Source organism: Pandoraea horticolens (genome assembly GCF_902459555.1).
Taxonomy (GTDB): Bacteria; Pseudomonadota; Gammaproteobacteria; order Burkholderiales; family Burkholderiaceae; genus Pandoraea; species Pandoraea horticolens.
In genome coordinates this window covers 47909-63206 of record NZ_CABPSM010000008.1, presented here as the reverse complement: position 1 = coordinate 63206, position 15298 = coordinate 47909, and the positions used below count along the sequence as shown (strand labels likewise).

The 15298-nt window shown below is 59.3% G+C and carries 14 protein-coding genes; 10 read left to right on the top strand and 4 right to left on the bottom strand.

Annotated features, from left to right (window positions below; translation table 11 throughout):
- A complete protein-coding gene (locus PHO31112_RS14450) occupies positions 1-1503 on the bottom strand; it encodes a M81 family metallopeptidase (RefSeq protein WP_246178202.1) in 1503 nt (500 codons plus the stop codon).
- 49 nt (positions 1504-1552) lie between these two features.
- Entirely contained in the window at positions 1553-2836 is a 1284-nt protein-coding gene (locus PHO31112_RS14445) for an MFS transporter (RefSeq protein WP_246178200.1), read from the bottom strand.
- A 122-nt stretch (positions 2837-2958) separates the two neighbouring features.
- Between PHO31112_RS14445 and PHO31112_RS14440 the strand changes: the two genes are divergently transcribed.
- The 10 genes from PHO31112_RS14440 (at position 2959) to PHO31112_RS14395 (ending at position 12331) form a co-directional block, all read left to right on the top strand.
- Positions 2959-3882, top strand: a complete 924-nt coding sequence (locus PHO31112_RS14440; protein ID WP_150621152.1) for a LysR family transcriptional regulator — start codon at positions 2959-2961, stop codon at positions 3880-3882.
- A 755-nt stretch (positions 3883-4637) separates the two neighbouring features.
- A complete protein-coding gene (locus PHO31112_RS14435) occupies positions 4638-5567 on the top strand; it encodes a transcriptional regulator domain-containing protein (RefSeq protein WP_150621151.1) in 930 nt (309 codons plus the stop codon).
- Between the two features lie 84 nt (positions 5568-5651).
- Positions 5652-6803: a helix-turn-helix domain-containing protein gene (locus tag PHO31112_RS14430; RefSeq protein ID WP_150621150.1), complete on the top strand. Its 1152-nt coding sequence runs from the start codon at positions 5652-5654 to the stop codon at positions 6801-6803.
- 20 nt (positions 6804-6823) lie between these two features.
- Positions 6824-7303, top strand: a complete 480-nt coding sequence (locus tag PHO31112_RS14425; protein ID WP_217427033.1) for a hypothetical protein — start codon at positions 6824-6826, stop codon at positions 7301-7303.
- Positions 7304-7857: 554 nt separating this feature from the next.
- Positions 7858-8064, top strand: a complete 207-nt coding sequence (locus PHO31112_RS28215) for a helix-turn-helix transcriptional regulator (protein ID WP_150621149.1) — start codon at positions 7858-7860, stop codon at positions 8062-8064.
- Positions 8061-8327 carry a hypothetical protein gene (locus PHO31112_RS14415; protein WP_150621148.1) on the top strand — a complete coding sequence of 89 codons (267 nt, stop codon included), beginning with the start codon at positions 8061-8063 and terminating at the stop codon, positions 8325-8327. The genes PHO31112_RS28215 and PHO31112_RS14415 overlap by 4 nt, the downstream gene beginning before the upstream one ends.
- Before the next feature lie 314 nt (positions 8328-8641).
- Positions 8642-8815 carry a hypothetical protein gene (locus tag PHO31112_RS27150; RefSeq protein WP_174995721.1) on the top strand — a complete coding sequence of 58 codons (174 nt, stop codon included), beginning with the start codon at positions 8642-8644 and terminating at the stop codon, positions 8813-8815.
- Positions 8808-9167, top strand: a complete 360-nt coding sequence (locus PHO31112_RS14405) for a hypothetical protein (protein ID WP_150621146.1) — start codon at positions 8808-8810, stop codon at positions 9165-9167. The genes PHO31112_RS27150 and PHO31112_RS14405 overlap by 8 nt, the downstream gene beginning before the upstream one ends.
- A gap of 10 nt (positions 9168-9177) precedes the next feature.
- A complete protein-coding gene (locus tag PHO31112_RS14400) occupies positions 9178-9519 on the top strand; it encodes a hypothetical protein (RefSeq protein ID WP_150621145.1) in 342 nt (113 codons plus the stop codon).
- A complete protein-coding gene (locus tag PHO31112_RS14395; RefSeq protein ID WP_150621144.1) occupies positions 9497-12331 on the top strand; it encodes a DUF927 domain-containing protein in 2835 nt (944 codons plus the stop codon). The genes PHO31112_RS14400 and PHO31112_RS14395 overlap by 23 nt, the downstream gene beginning before the upstream one ends.
- 748 nt (positions 12332-13079) lie before the next feature.
- Here the strand turns inward: PHO31112_RS14395 and PHO31112_RS28210 are convergent.
- Together PHO31112_RS28210 and PHO31112_RS14385 are read right to left on the bottom strand one after the other, a co-directional pair.
- Positions 13080-13553, bottom strand: a complete 474-nt coding sequence (locus tag PHO31112_RS28210) for a helix-turn-helix domain-containing protein (protein WP_174995720.1) — start codon at positions 13551-13553, stop codon at positions 13080-13082.
- 338 nt (positions 13554-13891) lie between these two features.
- Positions 13892-15163, bottom strand: a complete 1272-nt coding sequence (locus PHO31112_RS14385) for a tyrosine-type recombinase/integrase (protein ID WP_150621142.1) — start codon at positions 15161-15163, stop codon at positions 13892-13894.
- Positions 15164-15298: the final 135 nt, after the last annotated feature.

The following is a 15298-nucleotide window of genomic DNA, read 5'->3' as shown; positions in this document are numbered from 1 at the left end:
TTAGCCGACAAACGCTTCCCCACCGGGGCGCGTGCGGATGCCGGCGGCAAGACGCGTCCACGGGAGATCGGCTGGGTCGGCTGTCATCGGTCCGGGCGCCTTGGCGACGAGTACCGCTTCGGCAATCGGTTCGAAGTCGGCCCGAAAATGCACCGAACTCTTGTTCACCAGAATTTTCATCTCTTCCGGCTGGATACCTGCCATGCGGTAGAGATTTCGATCGAGCATTTGCGCTTTGCCGGAACTCACCGCGATTAGCACATCGTCGATGCGCAGGCACGCAACAGGGCCGAGGTCGGCCTGCATCCCGTTCATCATCGGTCCGTCATACCGGCAACGGCCGTCAGAGAGAAACACGACTTCGAAGCGCCCGGCGAATGCGAGATCACCGGTCACGCCCGACTGTCCACCAAGCGCTACGTCGATCTGAGCGCCAAGGCCTGCCTTATGCGCCGCTGCCGCGACTTCCGGATCGCAAATCAGCCCGATTGCCGCCCGTTTGGCACCGTGACGCACGAGCGCACGAAGCATCCCCATCGTGTTGGCGTCGCCTCCCGCGCCGGGATTGTCCTGGGTGTCGGCGATCACTACCGGACGGGGCGCGCCTTCGGACAATCGTATCGCTTCATTCACGGCATCGTCCGGTGAAAGGAACGGGACTCGCCACTCCAGCTCGTTGTCGATCATGCGGCCATACAGTGTCTCGACCGCAGTATTCGCGGCGTCGGCGGTGCTGCCGTAAGCCCATACGACCGGCCCGCATTCAGGGAAATCTGCTGCGGGAAATCCCGGCGCGAACGATGCCGATAGCACTTCCCCGCACTCGACCTCCGCTACGCGTTCATACATTCCGCGTGCCGGCTCCAGCATCGTGCACATGCCGTTGATCGGAATCAGAAACGGCAACCGCCGCGATGAGCGATGCAATGTTTCGCCGTGCATCAAGCGCTCGAGCAGTTCCGCCGAGCGTGCGCCGGTTTGCGCCATGTCGACGTGGGGATACGTCCGGTAAGCGACGAGCGCGTCGGCCGCGCTTAGCATCCGCTCTGTGACGTTTGCATGCAGGTCCAGCGACGCGACGATCGGCACATGCGCCCCCACAACTTCACGGACTCGGGCAAGTACTTCGCCTTCGCCATCGTCGACATGTTCGGCGACCATCGCGCCGTGCAGATCGAGATACACCGCATCGAAGGTCTGCGTGCGGGCGGCTTCGACGATTTCGCCGCTAATCCGCTCGAAGGCATCGCGTGTCACGTGGGCCGACGGGCTTGCGCCTGCCCAGATGACCGGTATCAGCGTGTGGCCGGCGGCTTCCGCTGCGCGGATGAAGCCACCGGCAGGAATGTTGACGTCACGCAGCGCGAGCACGTCGGCGCCCCGCGCCATCATGGGAAAACCTTCGCCGCGCTCGAAGCTCTCGTAAGTCGCTTTCGAAGGCGCAAAGGTATTGGTTTCATGCTGAAACCCCGCGATCAGGATCGTGCGGTGGGAACGAGACAAGATGAGACCTCTTCTTTGAAGATTGGAATCCGATGGGGAAGCGCCGGCATCACGCGGCGCGAGCTTCGCGCATGGCAATCAGTGCGAATCCACCGAGGGCGAGCAGCGCCACCATGACGTAAAGGCCGGCGTGCAGGCTGCCGGTCAAGCCTTGCGCCCAGCCGATGATCGTCGGGCTCAGGAAGCCGCCGATCAGCCCGATGGTGTTGATGAGTGCAATACCGCCTGCCGCCGCGTCGCCCTTCAGGTAGTCGGACGGCATCGCCCAGAACACCGTATAAGCGGTCCACATCGCGGCAGTGGAAATGGTCATGCAGGTCAGCGCTATTGCCAGATTGCCGCCAAAGAGAGTGGCGAGGGCGAGCGTTGCCGAGCCGATGAGCGCGGGCACGGCAGCGTGAAAACGACGCTCGCCGCGGCGATCCGAGCTACGTCCGACCAGTACCATGGCGATGGCCGCGACGACATAGGGAATCGACGAGTACAGGCCGATTTGCATCGTGTCGCGCACGCCGGCCGACTTGATGATCGACGGTAGCCAGAAACTTACGGCATAGATGCCGCAGATAAAGCAGAAGTACGGCAGCGCCAGCAGATAGACGCGCGGATCCTTCACAACCTGCGCGAACGAGTGATGCGTGCCCGGCAAGTCTGTTTCGGCAGCCAGCATGCGCTTCTCGTCGGCACTGAGCCAGCGCGCGTTGGCGGGACGATCGTCGAGAAAGAACAGCGCCACCACCCCTAACACCACGCATGGCAGACCTTCGATCAGAAACATCCATTGCCAGCCGCCCAGACCGTGCGTGCCGGAGAACGAGGTCATGATCCAGGTCGACAGCGGTCCGCCGAACATTCCGCCGATCGGCCCGGCAAGCATCACGATCGCCATGACCTGAGCCATGCGTGCGCGGCCGTACCAGTAGGTGAGGTAGAAGATCATGCCGGGCGCGAAGCCCGCTTCGAAGACGCCGAGCAGAAAGCGCAGCGTGTAGAACATGGGTTCCGAATTCACGAACATCATGGCGGCGGAGGTTGCCCCCCAAAGCACCATGATGCGGCTGATGGTCTTGCGCGCACCGACCCTCGGCAGCAACAGGTTGCTGGGAATTTCAAACAACACGTAGCCGAGGAAAAAGATGCCCGCGCCGAGTCCGTATACGGCGTCGGAGAAGCCGAGATCGCTTTGCATCTGCAACTTGGCAAAGCCGATGTTCACCCGGTCGAGAAAGGCGAAGGTGTAGCAGGCGAGCAGGAACGGAAGCAGTCGCCAGTTAAGTTTGCGATATAGCGCGGCTTTGCGTTCGGCGACGAACGTGGAGGGAATGGCAGCCAAGATCGTTCTCCGTTGTGGGTTGACTCGATCGATCATCGACAGCCAAAATCCGACGAGCAAGAGTAACTAATGTCGGTTATCGTTGCCTACAGAGCAACGCTGCAAGTCAGGGGAGGGGAACGGTGCGTGAACTGAATCAACGGCGTTTGCGGTATTTCCATGAAGTGCTTACCCACGGGTCGATCCGTGCGGCGGCGGACAGTCTCAACACTGCGGCGTCGGTCATTACGCGGCAGATTCGGCTGCTGGAGGAGGAGATCGGCGCCACGCTGTTCGAACGCAGGGCGCGGGGCGTGCAGCCGACCGAGGCGGCGGCGCATTTGCTCGAGTATTGGCGGGGCTGTCAGTCGCAGCAAGAGCAGCTCGAAGATCGGATTCAGGCATTGCGCGGATTACAGCGCGGCAGTGTGCGGCTGGCGATCAGCGAGGGCTATATCGACGGATTGATGGAAAACGTGCTCACCGACTTCTGCGCCCAGTATCCCAAGCTCGACGTGGTCGTGGATGTGCTGCCCGTCAGCAGTGTGCTTGACGATGTGGCGCAAAGCCGTGCGCACATCGGGCTGGCGTATAACCCGCCCGTGCACCAGGACATCGAATTTCGGGCAACGTCGTCGCAGCCGGTTGTCCTGCTCGTCAATGCGCGCCACCCGCTGGCGGTACGAGGCGGCAGCGTGACGGTCGACGAGATGCTGAACTACCCGCTGGCGCTGATGCCGCCTGCCTTCGGGCTGGGACAGGTCATAGAGATGGTGGCTTTCGCAGAGAACGTGACGATCCGGCCGACGCTCCTGACGAACTCGCTTCAGGTGCTGCGCCACTTTGTCGCGCGCGGCGATGGGGCGACGCTGATCGGTGAATTCTCCGTGTATCGGGAAATCGATTCCGGCGAATTCGTGGCGCTACCCGTGGCGCACCCGCTATTCGAAGCGGCGAAGGCACGGGTGCTCGTCAAGTCGGGGCGTCCGTTGTCGGCGGCCGCCGACGAACTGCTGACGTGGATTCTGCAAAGAATGCCGATGTTTTCGGCGGATCAGGCCTCCTGAGGGGAAGCCGAGATCCGGTAGCGGCGCTTTCGAATGATGGCGGTCATTCGCTTGCCCTGCGGATGCCATGCGAACGGACACCATCGCGTGGTGTCCGTAGGCGTCACATGCCGAAGTGAATGTTCGTGTCGACTCAGACGTTAAGCCGTGATTGTGACGCTTTAGCCTTATCTGTATTGGGCGGTGCGCGGTGATGTGACGTTTCATACCCGCATTTATACCCGCTTTCCAGAAAGCCACCTCATATTTTCGGGCGACCGAAGCCCCTGACGTCGCCTGCGAAGAGTCACGGCGCGCACATCTCAATTTGCCGGACGAAAAAATCCACCCGGGACACCCGGGACAACTCGAAAGAGTACCGAAAAACCTTGCCAGCATTAGGATTCACTGTCCCGGGTATTTTCTATGTTTGTCTGGGACACACCCAATTACCCGGGACAAACTCGGGGCACTCTTCCGAATTCACACCAAAAAATAAGGGATCTAAAGGCATTTCGGCCGAGAAGCCGCACCAGTAGGCAATCTGAGGAATGAAGCGGGGATGTCGGAGTGGCTGTGGTCGCGCGTGGATTGTCGCCCGCATTCTGGAATTACGCGCAATGGAAATTCCCCGCCGCCGCCGCTACCGCGAGCACGACGTGTGATGGCTTTGCCACTGTAAAATGCCGTCACCAAGAGTAGGAGGGGCGCCCGAGAGCCGGGACCCTTCGCCGGTTGGCTTGGCTCCACGCGAGGGGCACATTTACGGGTGTGACGTGAACATTTTCTTACCTGACTGGACGGACGAATCAGCGTACCCAGACCCCGCCGACAACACTTTCACGCTAAGCGAGTGGGCTTGGCAGTTCCTGCGCCGAAACGAAGGTTATCAAGCTGACTGGATTGAGTATGTTCGGAGCTTGGATGCCTTGGCGAACCGAGTGCCGAGCCTGACGGACGTTTGCCGACTTGAGACGGATCCGGCGTTTAGGCGCAGTGCCGCTGGGCAAGCGTTTCGTCAATTGATGGATGACGGGACCGGAGAAGAATACGATCTCGTTCGCGATCAAGTTGAATGGAACCATTTGTCAGTGGCTGTGCTTGAGGGTGAAACGAGTGTGACGCAAGTAATGCGCCGTGCGATACGCGATGGCCTGCCGTGGCGGCGTTGCTCGTACTCCTCATGGTTGGGACGCAAGTGGGGGATGCGTCGGATGCGTCATCCTAACCTCGGCGGTGGAGCTGCGGCGTTCGTGCGGTCCGGCGTCGGGTTTCGGGAACTCGGTGCGCGGAATCCGTTTGTGGGTAGTATCGAATACTGCACGCCGGTTTTTGATCTGCGCTTGCCTGTAGATGTGTTGAGGGCGCAGTTTGAGTGCGTGATCTCAAAAAAAATGATGATGAAACGGGCAAGAAAAATGGAGTCGACCGACGCGGAATGCGTTGAAGAGGTAACGACCCGGCCTGAGCGTCAACGGCAGAATTTTAGGCGCTATCTGCAAGTGCTCGATGCGCAAAGCTCGGGAGTGGCGCGTGCCGAGATCGTCCGTGTACTTCGCTCAGATGCAGTCGGAGACTCGGCGAAAACGGTAAGAAATTGGCTGATTGCAGCGGAGCTGCTACGAGACTCAGCGTATTTGGATCTCCCGTTATGGGAGCGACTGAGCCCACAGTCTCAAGCTAAGGTACGTCCGCAACGGAGCTAGTTGCCGTGCGGCTAACAGCGTCTCTTAAGTTGCAGAAAGTGCCAGTTTGCGCAAAAACGCAAACTGGCATATCATCGGGCCATTATGAAGATCGTCCCAACTGATTACAAGACGCCTGGCCAGCTCATTGATGCCCTCCTGACGGAAAGGGGGTGGCACAAGCGCGTGCTCGCCATCATTTTGGGCATCGATGATAGCGGGGTCAATCGCATCGTTTCTGACAAGCGGGCCGTAGATGCTCCTCTCGCAATCGCGCTGGAGGAGGTCTTTGGCGTTCCTGCAGAGATGTTTCTCGATTTGCAAAAATCATACGATTTGGCACGTGCACGTATTATTGCGCGACCTGATCCCAAGCGAGCCGCTCGTGCTCAATTGTTTGGCGGCCTTCCTGTTGCCGAAATGATCAAGCGGGGTTGGCTGGATGCAGAGAATCCACGTGACGTTGCCGAAGTAGAGCGCGCGATGTCAAGGTTCTTCAAGGTCGAGTCGGGTAGTGAAGTGGAGATTCTTCCCCATGCTGCCAAAAAAACCGAAGTGCTCGGCTCAGCCACGTTCGTCCAACTCGCTTGGCTATATCGGGTTCGCGAGATCGCTAGCGAGATGCTGGTTCCTAAGTTCACCCAGCACTCTGGTCGTAAGGCCTTGGAGCGTCTTTCCTTGTTGCTTGCGGCAGCAGAGGAGGCTCGCCACGTTCCTCGAATTCTGGCTGAGAGCGGTATTCGGTTCGTCGTTGTCGAATCGTTAACCGGGGCAAAAATTGATGGTGCCTGCATGTGGTTGGATGAGCATTCACCTGTAATCGGAATGTCGTTGCGACACGACCGCATCGATAATTTCTGGTTTGTCTTGCGACATGAGTTAGAGCACGTTCTTCAAGGGCATGGTAGGCAATCGCGGCAGGCGATTCTCGATGCGGAGTTGGAAGGGGAGAACGCAGGAACCGGAGCAAACGTTTCGGAAGAGGAGCGTGTTGCAAATGCAGCAGCAGCAGATTTCTGCGTTCCTCAAAAGAAGCTTGACGCATTCGTAGCTCGTAAAGCCCCCTTCTTTGCCGAACGGGACCTTCTTGGTTTCGCAAAGACAATTAATGTTCACCCGGGTCTGATCGCCGGTCAGTTGCAGCACAGGACCGGGCGGTATGACAGGTTCCGGGCTCATCTCTCAAAGATTCGATCGATAGTGGCACCGTCCGCAATGGTCGATGGTTGGGGCGACGTGGCCCCGGTTGGCTTGTAATTCGTTGATGGGAGTAAGCGGTGAAAAAGCACGAAGAAATGCTACGCCTCATTCGCCTGTATAAGGAAACGACAGGTGAAACGGAGGTCGAGATGCACAAAGTGGCGAAGTTTGCCAATGCACGCGGTTGGCCCGTGCCGCAACCCAAAGATCCTATGGCCCTCTTGGCACGTGAGTTTACGCAGGCGGCGCGTCAAGAGTTTCGGAAGGATGCGAAGACGGGTAGACCGTATCGCGCCAATCATGCGCTGTACGAAGTGCATGGCACGCAGCAAATGGTCTTGTGGGTTGATATTGATGAGGCTACGCGACCGCAGATGCACAAATCGCTTATCAATCGGCGGGAGCAGATGATTGGCGATGGTCTTCAGCTCACGCTCGATAGCGATCACTGGAACAGCATCCACCCGGAAGAAGAGCCGATTCAGATTCCGATGGATCTTACTGATGACATCGAGTGGAGAAAGAACGCCCCGGACGACGACAAAGAGGCCGCGTAAAAAAGGCCCACAACGTTAGCAGCGTTGTAGGCCTTCGGGAAAATGCGAAGCTCAAAAGACTCTATGAGCGGCGCATCTTGATACTACGGTGCATTGGAAGTGCAGCCGAATGATAGGTGTTCGTGTTTACGCCCGTCAAGTCAAGTTACATGTTGGAGGCACATTTTGTGAGTAATCCATCATGCAGGAAGATGGCGAGCAGGTCATCTATCGGATGACCATCACGGTGAAAGGACGGAAAATCCGTCGCCCGAACGGTCAGCCGTTTCGGATCGTGATCAAGAATAAACGAACGAAGTAGGCCTCGTTCGTCTGTCCGATGTGCCCTCTGCCGACTTTTTCGGTAGAGGGCATTTTTGTTTCGCGCATCTTTTGCGAAGCCGGGGCACAGATGCTGCGTAGCATTTGCGGCGTATAGGCAAGGGCAATTAGACCGGTACGTCTAGCTAGCCATCACTTCATATCATTGGGTTACAGCCGTTCACCGGCCACCTAATCTTCCTCCAGCTACTAACGAGCCCCAAGCAGCTTACTGGGGCATCACGGAGGATGTCATGCCCGACACTCAAATGCGCCCGCGCCGCTTGTTGCGCAGGGCAACCGTCAAAGAGATCACTAGCTTTTCTGACTCTGAACTTGATCGCCGCGTCAAAGAGGGGCGCTTTGTATCGCCGATTCGGCTGGGGCCGCGTACTGTTGTCTGGGACTCGGATGCTGTCGAAGCATGGCTCGCTTCAGTTCTAAACGGAGGCGGGCAATGAGCGATACAAACGTTGTTCTATCGTCCGACGATCTGCGAGCACTCAAAGCGCAGGCCGTGGCGGCAAAGTCTGCTGCGCGGGCTTGTGAGTTGGGTGCGCTACGCAATGCATATGCGGTGGCATTCAGCGAATGCGCCGATACAGAAAGACGGACGCACGGACGGGTGCTGCATGACGCTGCCGACCACTTCGCCGCTCTCGGACGTATGGCGTCTGCGCAGAAAGCCATGCGCCTGGCCGCGCTGATGGTGGGAGGGAAGTGAAAATGCCGACACTGCCCGCCTTTCTGGCATTTGTGGCGGCGCTTGCACTGCCATATTCGCTGGGGTATCCTGCGACCGTCACGGAGACAACCGTGACCGGGTTTGGAAGCCCGAACTACGTAAGCGCACAGCCGCGCAAAGCGGCTTTTTTGTGCGTGTCGCCTTCGCGCGCCTCGATCAATGGGCGGGCCTTGGTGGGGAGGGCTTCGGCCCTGCCGGGTGCTTACGTGACCGGTCTTCCAACCTCACCCTGTGCCCGCCCACCCCATTTGGAAGTGGGGAGCGGGTTAACCGCTTACGTAAGAGGTCGCACCATGCGCCATATCCCCGCTCATCCTGAGCAAATCGAATCCCCCGTTCTTTCCATCGTGCGCAATGCCTTGCGCGCTGCTGCTCTCGCATCGTCTGATCGTGCCGCACTCGATGTGGCCGGAGAGGCATTGCGCCGTATCGCCGAGTTGGTTGTTGTGGAGGTGCGCCATGCGTGAGCAAACCACGACGCAACGTCCCCCGATGGCCGAGGTTCCCGCTATGCGTGGTGCCAACGCACTCGATACGGGTATTCCGGCAACGCTGCAACACGCCGTCACGATGGGCGTTATGTCCGCAGATGCATGGATGTTTGATTGTTGCGGCCGCGTTCGCCTGCATGACCACATTGTGCAATCACTGCGCTTCTTTACGGCCGTCGTGAGTGCCGGTATGGCTGCTGACGGTCGCACGTCGGTTGCCGAGGTGAGAGCCAACGAGGATGCTTTTACGGCGGGCTACATGGGCCGAATTCAGCAATTCGCGATGGTTGGCGGTTACGAAGCGTCGAGCGCTTCCAACGTTCACTAAGGGGCGCGCAATGGCAAAGAAGAACAAGGTCAGCGCCGCCCAAGACGTGGGGCAATTTGCCGCAGAAATCAATCGCGTCGATCAGGCGAAAGCCGGTATTCGCATCTCGGATGCGATGGAGCTTATCGATGGCTTGATCTGGGCGGCTCACAACGCTATCGATGATTCGCAGTTCATCATGGCGATCACACTCATGCGCGCGTCATTGCCTTCTATCGGCGCAGCGCTCGAAGCCGCCAACGATGCCTTGGGCGAGCCACGTATTGGCAAATATGTGTACAGCAATGATGTGAGCGCGGGCGGTGCTGTCCTGCGCGTGGAGGGACGCTATGTCGATACGGCCCACCACTGAAACAGTGCGGGCGGCGCTTGGGTTCATTCCTGCGGATGATCGCGAGATCTGGGTGCGCGTGGGTATGGCGCTCAAATCGGAATTCGGCGATGAGGGAGAGTCCATGTTTCACGCATGGAGCCAGCAGGCTGACAACTACGACGCCTCGGGCGTCAAGTCATCGTGGCGTAGCTTCAAGAACGGTGGCGTCACTATCGGCACGCTCATTCACGAGGCGACACAGCGAGGCTTTGACCCCAAGGGCCACGCACCGGCTGTACCGCTCTCGGGCGACGAGCAGCGCCGTCACGACGCCGAGCGCGAGGCTCGTGTGCAGCGAGAGAAGGTCGAGACGGCGCAGCGTCATGAAGCCGTCGCAAAGGATGCGGGCAAGGTATGGGCGAGCGCGTCGGCGACCGGCGATTCGCCGTATCTGTCCCGCAAGCGGTGCGGTGCACATGGTGTGCGCTTTGACGCGGGTGTTCTGCTCGTGCCGGTGCGCGACGTTGAGGGCAAGCTGTGGAGCCTGCAACGTATTGCTGCCGATGGTGGCAAACGTTTTCTGCCGGGCGGTCGCGTGGCCGGGGGCTTTCATCTGATTGGTGAGGCGGCGCATGACGGGTGGTTGCTGGTGGCAGAGGGCTACGCAACGGCGGCAACGCTGCATGAGGCGTGCGGGCTTGCTGTGGCCGTTGCGTTCAATGCTGACAATGTGCGCAAGGTGGCGGCGGCGCTGCGGGAGAAATATCCCACGGCCCGTCTGCTGATCTGTGCGGACGATGACCGGCAGGCCGAGGCGCAAGGACGCAGGAACGCGGGCGTGAGCGCCGCCAGCGCCGCCGCCAAGGCGGTTGACGGGCGATGGATCAAACCCGATGCGTTGCCCGATGACGGTACGGATTTTAACGATATGGCCCTCGCGTCAGGGGTGGATGCGGTACGTGCGCAGGTCATGGCCGTGGTCGAGTCGGCAGAGGGCGGGAAGGCAACCAAGTCGAAGCCAAACGGGGCAGTCGCCAGTGCCAAGGCGTCGAAGCGTGTGGCGAACAATGCGCGACGGTCCGGTGGCGCGTTTTACGACGTGAAAGACGATGGCGTGTGGTATCACGGCTTTGATCGCAACGGCGATCCGATGCCGCCTCAATGGATATGCTCACGCATGGATGTGACTGCCGAGACGCGGGACGATACCAATGGCGAGTGGGGCTATCTACTGGAATTCCATGACGCCGACGGCGTTTCGAAAGCGTGGGCCATGCCCTCGCGCATGCTTTCCGGCGACGGCTCCGAATATCGCTCGAATCTTCTCGCGATGGGTCTCAAGATTGCACCGGGGGCGAGCGCACGAACGCAACTGACGAACTACATTCAGACAATTCGCACAGAGGCGCGGGCACGATGCACGGATCGTATCGGCTGGCACGGCGGCGCTTTCGTCTTGCCGGATCGCACCATTGGCGATGGCACGGAGCGCGTCATTTTCCAGTCGTCAGGCGCGGTGATCAGTCAGTTCAAACAACGTGGGACGTTGGCCGAGTGGCGCGAGCACGTCGCGGCGCTATGCGCGGGCAATAGCCGGTTTATGTTCACCGTCTCGGCCGCCTTCGCGGGGCCGCTGCTCCACTTGGCCGGGGTGCAGTCCGGTGGCTTCCATCTGGTCGGCGGTAGCAGCTCAGGCAAGACCACGGCACTTGAATGTGCGGCGTCCGTATTTGGCGGCAAGGACTATGTGCGCAGTTGGCGAGCAACGGATAATGCCCTTGAGCTGACGGCGGCCCAGCACTCGGATGCTGTGCTTATTCTCGATGAAATCGGGCAGGTCGATCCGAAGGTTGTTGGCGACGTGGTGTACATGCTCGCCAACGAGACGGGCAAGGGGCGGGCGTCGCGTACTGCTACAGCCCGTCCTACGCTCTCGTGGCGGTTGCTGTTCTTGTCGGATGGTGAGGTCGGTCTGGCTGATCATATGTCGGAGGCCAACAAGTCGGCCAAGGCGGGGCAGGATATTCGCCTGGCTAACATTCCGGCAGACGCCCGCAAGGGCTATGGTGCGCTCGAAGTGCTGCACGACTTTGCGACGAGCAAAGCGCTATCGGATCACTTCAAAGCGGTGACACGTCAGTATTACGGCACAGCGGGTATGGCGTTCATTGAGTTTGCTACGAAGGAGTGCGAGAGGCTTGCGGACGTGCTCAAACACCGGGTTAGTCAGGCCGCTCATGCTTGGGTGCCAATGGGCGCGAGCGGGCAAGTGCATCGTGTCGCGACGCGGTTCGCTTTGGTCGGCGTGGCGGGCGAGATTGCAGGCAAGGCAGGAATTACCGGCTGGCCGCAAGGCGAGGCGATGGAAGCGGCTCGTACGTGCTTTCTGGCATGGCTGGATATGCGGGGCGGCGCTGGCGATGCGGAACAGTCGGCGATGCTGCGGCAGGTGCTCGGCTTCTTTGAGGCTCACGGTGCAGCTCGCTTTACGTGGTGGCATCGAGCGGCTGACGATCACAGTCCGAACACAATCAACCGGGCGGGCTTTCGTCGCATGATGACGCATGACGGCGTGGCAATCGACTCGAACGCCAAACACTGGGCGGAGTTTGGCGACAAGTTGGATGCGCAAGCGGCTGAAGGGACACAGACGGAGTATTACGTGTTTTCGGAGGTGTTTCGCAAAGAGATATGCAAGGGCTTTGACTATCGGGCCGTTGCGCGTCTGCTGGCGGAACGTGGTGCTTTGCTGCCCGAAGGTGATAGTCATACGCGTAATGAACGACTGCCGAGCATCGGCAAGACTCGCTGCTATCGCATCACGAACAAGCTGTTCGACATCGCGGCGTAAGCATGTTGCCCGTTGCCGGAAGGGGGCGGCGGCGGGATACCCTTTCGCGCTGCAAAGTGGCTTTGCGGTCTGAATTCCAGAGGATGAGGGGCGGCGAAACGTCGAGGCATGCGGCCATCGATTCGGTACTAAAAGTACTTATTTGTCCCGAGTGCCCCGGGTTTCTATAGCTGTCCCGGGACAAGTAGCTGGGACAGCGAAACCCAACGTTAGTAAAGGTTTCCGGGCGATTTTCAACGTTGTCCCGGGTGTCCCGGGTAAAAATGAATCATCCCCAAGTTGGACGGATCCTCCTCGCAACATGAATCCAATAAATACAACAGGTTGCGGAGGAGGGGCGGAATGGCGATGTCGAGGTGTGATTTGGTGCTAATGAAAAAGTATCGAATGGGCCGGTTGGCATCTTCGTCGTCGATCCGGTTCGACTCGGGTGAGTGTCGTGCCTCTGGAATTCCTCAATGCGTTTGGGGATCAGTAAGTCTGGCGAGTGCTCGCGTTGCCGTCGCCAACGCTCGTTGTATCTCGTGTAGATCCCCGCCATCGAAGGCGAGCGAAATGTAATGCCGGATCGTCTCCAAGTCTCTCAGTGCGTCGGCGGCATCGAATGCATGCAAGTCGTCTAATTTCACGGCGTGGCCTCACGGGTGCGTTGGGGGAGGGGTACCCTCAATTCCTAACTCTTGTCCGCTGCGGGGACTGAGCGCCCCGCCAAATTTTTACATGCGCAAGTTTCGGTGGGGGGGGGGTATCAACGCGTCTGATCAGGAAGCGGGGGGAGATACGGAAGCGGAGTTAGCTTGCCTCCTCTAGACCTCCGATAGAACCCACTCGGTTGTGTCGATACTGCAGCATTGACTCGCTCTTCCGTTTGTCTCTTAACTTCGGCGGCAAGAAAGGACATTACGTCGCTGCGATGGAACACCCATGAGCGTCCAATCTTCGCCCCCGGGATCATCCCAAGCTTGGCAAGCCTGGCGGCGCTATTGGGGTGAATCTTGAGAAAGGCGGCGCACTCGTGGAGCCCGAGTGTTTCACGAAGTTCAGGTGCACCTCCGCACGTACAGAGTCGCCAAACCAAGTCGCCTTCCACGAATACCCACCTCCGACCAATTTTTGCCGCTGATACTCGACCCTCCGCCGCAGCGCAAACCAACGTGCCATAGCTCGTTTCCGTAAGCTCTGCGGCTTCGTTTGCATCGTACGTATTCGCGAAGATGTCCATATCGAGCGTTCCCCTCGGTTGCGATACCCCGTGCCCCATCCATGTTAGGAGAGTTTGGCTAGTGATGCTCGGCTTGATGGGTTGGAGGGGGGGAGGGGGGATTTCTTGGGTTCGCGCGTCCGGGACCGAGCGCCCAGTTAGACATTTTCGGCGAGCGATTTTGGAAGGGGGGAGGGTCGAAACTCTCAGTCCGTGGTGCCTCGATTGAAGACTCCCGAAGGGCATTGCGACCCTCATGAAGCGCCGCCGCCTTCACGGCGTGCTATGGTGGTTTACCGAGCCTCTGCCATGCACTGGGGCATTTCGCCGGTGCTGTGGACGTTGGAAAGATATTCCTATCAGGCAGCGCGGGAGGTCAAGATTGGTACGACCTTATTCCCTTGTTTGACGCTGTCGAGATAGTCGGCCCACTGCTGCATCATGGGAGTGCGTTGCGCCATATGGTCGGCATGGTTGTATGTGCGCCGTACAGCGTTCGGCTCTGCGTGGCCGAGTTGACGTTCAATCCAATCTCCGGGGAATCCCATCTCGTTAAGGCGTGTGCTCCCCGTTGTGCGTGTTGCATGAGGGCTGTATCGACCTGCCCACCCAATTTGCTTTAGCGCTTGGCGAAGCGTCGCATCGCTCATGGGATTCTTGCGGTTGTCCCTGTGTGGGAACACGTGAGCGTGCCGCCCCGTGATGCCGTGAATTGCTCGCAGCATTTGAACGGCCTGTGTTGGCAGGGGAACGGAATGCGCCTTGCGCTGCTTGGTGCGTTCAGCCGATATGTGCCAAAGCGCCGCGTCCAAGTCGAACTCATCCCACTTTGCCTCCGTCGCTTCGCTCGGTCTGCACAGCGTCCACCACATCAGGCGGAAGGCCGCCACAGTTTGGTGGTTCCGCTCATAGCCGTCGATGTCGCGCAGTAGCTGGCCGATTTCTCCGGCGTCGAGCGGGCCTTTGTGCTGCGTCTTGTTGGGCGGCAGTGCTCGCCGAACTGGATGTACTGGGTCACTGCTGGCGCGTAGCGTGGCTATCGCCAGTTCAAACACGCCAGACATTGCGCGGCGGATCTCGGCGGCGACGGTTGGGCCGTTCTTCTCGGCTGCTGCTCGCAGTACTTCCAAAATGTGAGCCGGCTGTACGTCCTTGATGGGGAGTGCCCCGAGTTTCGGGAATGCCACGCGGGAAAGCGTATCAAGTCGCCGCGCCTTAGTTTTCGCCTCCCAATCCTTCATTGCGACCCACTCGCGAGCGACCGCCTCAAAGGTGTTGGCGTGCTGCTGTCCGCGCTCAATGCGCTCAAGCTTGCGCTGTTGTGCCGGGTTGATGCCTTGTTTCACCAGTGCCCGGGCCTTGGCTCGTTCGTCTCGGGCTTCCGCAAGCGTGAAGCGCCCGCCCATGCGGCGTGCATGGGCCTGATTGGCTGTTTCTCCTGCTGGGGCTTGGGCGTAGTCACCAATGGCGAATAGGTTTTCGCGTGCTTCGGTTCCCGCCGTCATGCGAAACCTGTATCTCCACGCCTTAACTCCATTGGGTTTCACTTCGAGATAAAGGCCGTTGGAGTCGGTCAGCTTGTACGGTTTAGCTTTTGCCTTTGCATTTCGGCATTGCGTATCGGTAAGCATGGCGCGGGTTTCCGGGAAAAGCGGGTATGCCGCCTGTGTGGTCGGGTGGTGTCGGTGCATTGTACCCGCTTTTGTACCCGCTTTTTTCTGGGGAGGTGTGGGGGTGTATGGTGGAAATGGGCGTAAAAAAACCCG

Excerpts from the sequence above, each read along its gene's own strand:
- PHO31112_RS14430 (WP_150621150.1), top strand. The coding sequence starts at position 5,652 with ATGAAGATCGTCCCAACTGATTACAAGACGCCTGGCCAGCTCATTGAT.
- PHO31112_RS28215 (WP_150621149.1), top strand. The coding sequence starts at position 7,858 with ATGCCCGACACTCAAATGCGCCCGCGCCGCTTGTTGCGCAGGGCAACC.
- PHO31112_RS14415 (WP_150621148.1), top strand. The coding sequence starts at position 8,061 with ATGAGCGATACAAACGTTGTTCTATCGTCCGACGATCTGCGAGCACTC.
- PHO31112_RS27150 (WP_174995721.1), top strand. The coding sequence starts at position 8,642 with ATGCGCCATATCCCCGCTCATCCTGAGCAAATCGAATCCCCCGTTCTT.
- PHO31112_RS14405 (WP_150621146.1), top strand. The coding sequence starts at position 8,808 with ATGCGTGAGCAAACCACGACGCAACGTCCCCCGATGGCCGAGGTTCCC.
- PHO31112_RS14400 (WP_150621145.1), top strand. The coding sequence starts at position 9,178 with ATGGCAAAGAAGAACAAGGTCAGCGCCGCCCAAGACGTGGGGCAATTT.
- PHO31112_RS14395 (WP_150621144.1), top strand. The coding sequence starts at position 9,497 with ATGTCGATACGGCCCACCACTGAAACAGTGCGGGCGGCGCTTGGGTTC.
- PHO31112_RS28210 (WP_174995720.1), bottom strand. The coding sequence starts at position 13,553 with ATGGACATCTTCGCGAATACGTACGATGCAAACGAAGCCGCAGAGCTT.
- PHO31112_RS14385 (WP_150621142.1), bottom strand. The coding sequence starts at position 15,163 with ATGCTTACCGATACGCAATGCCGAAATGCAAAGGCAAAAGCTAAACCG.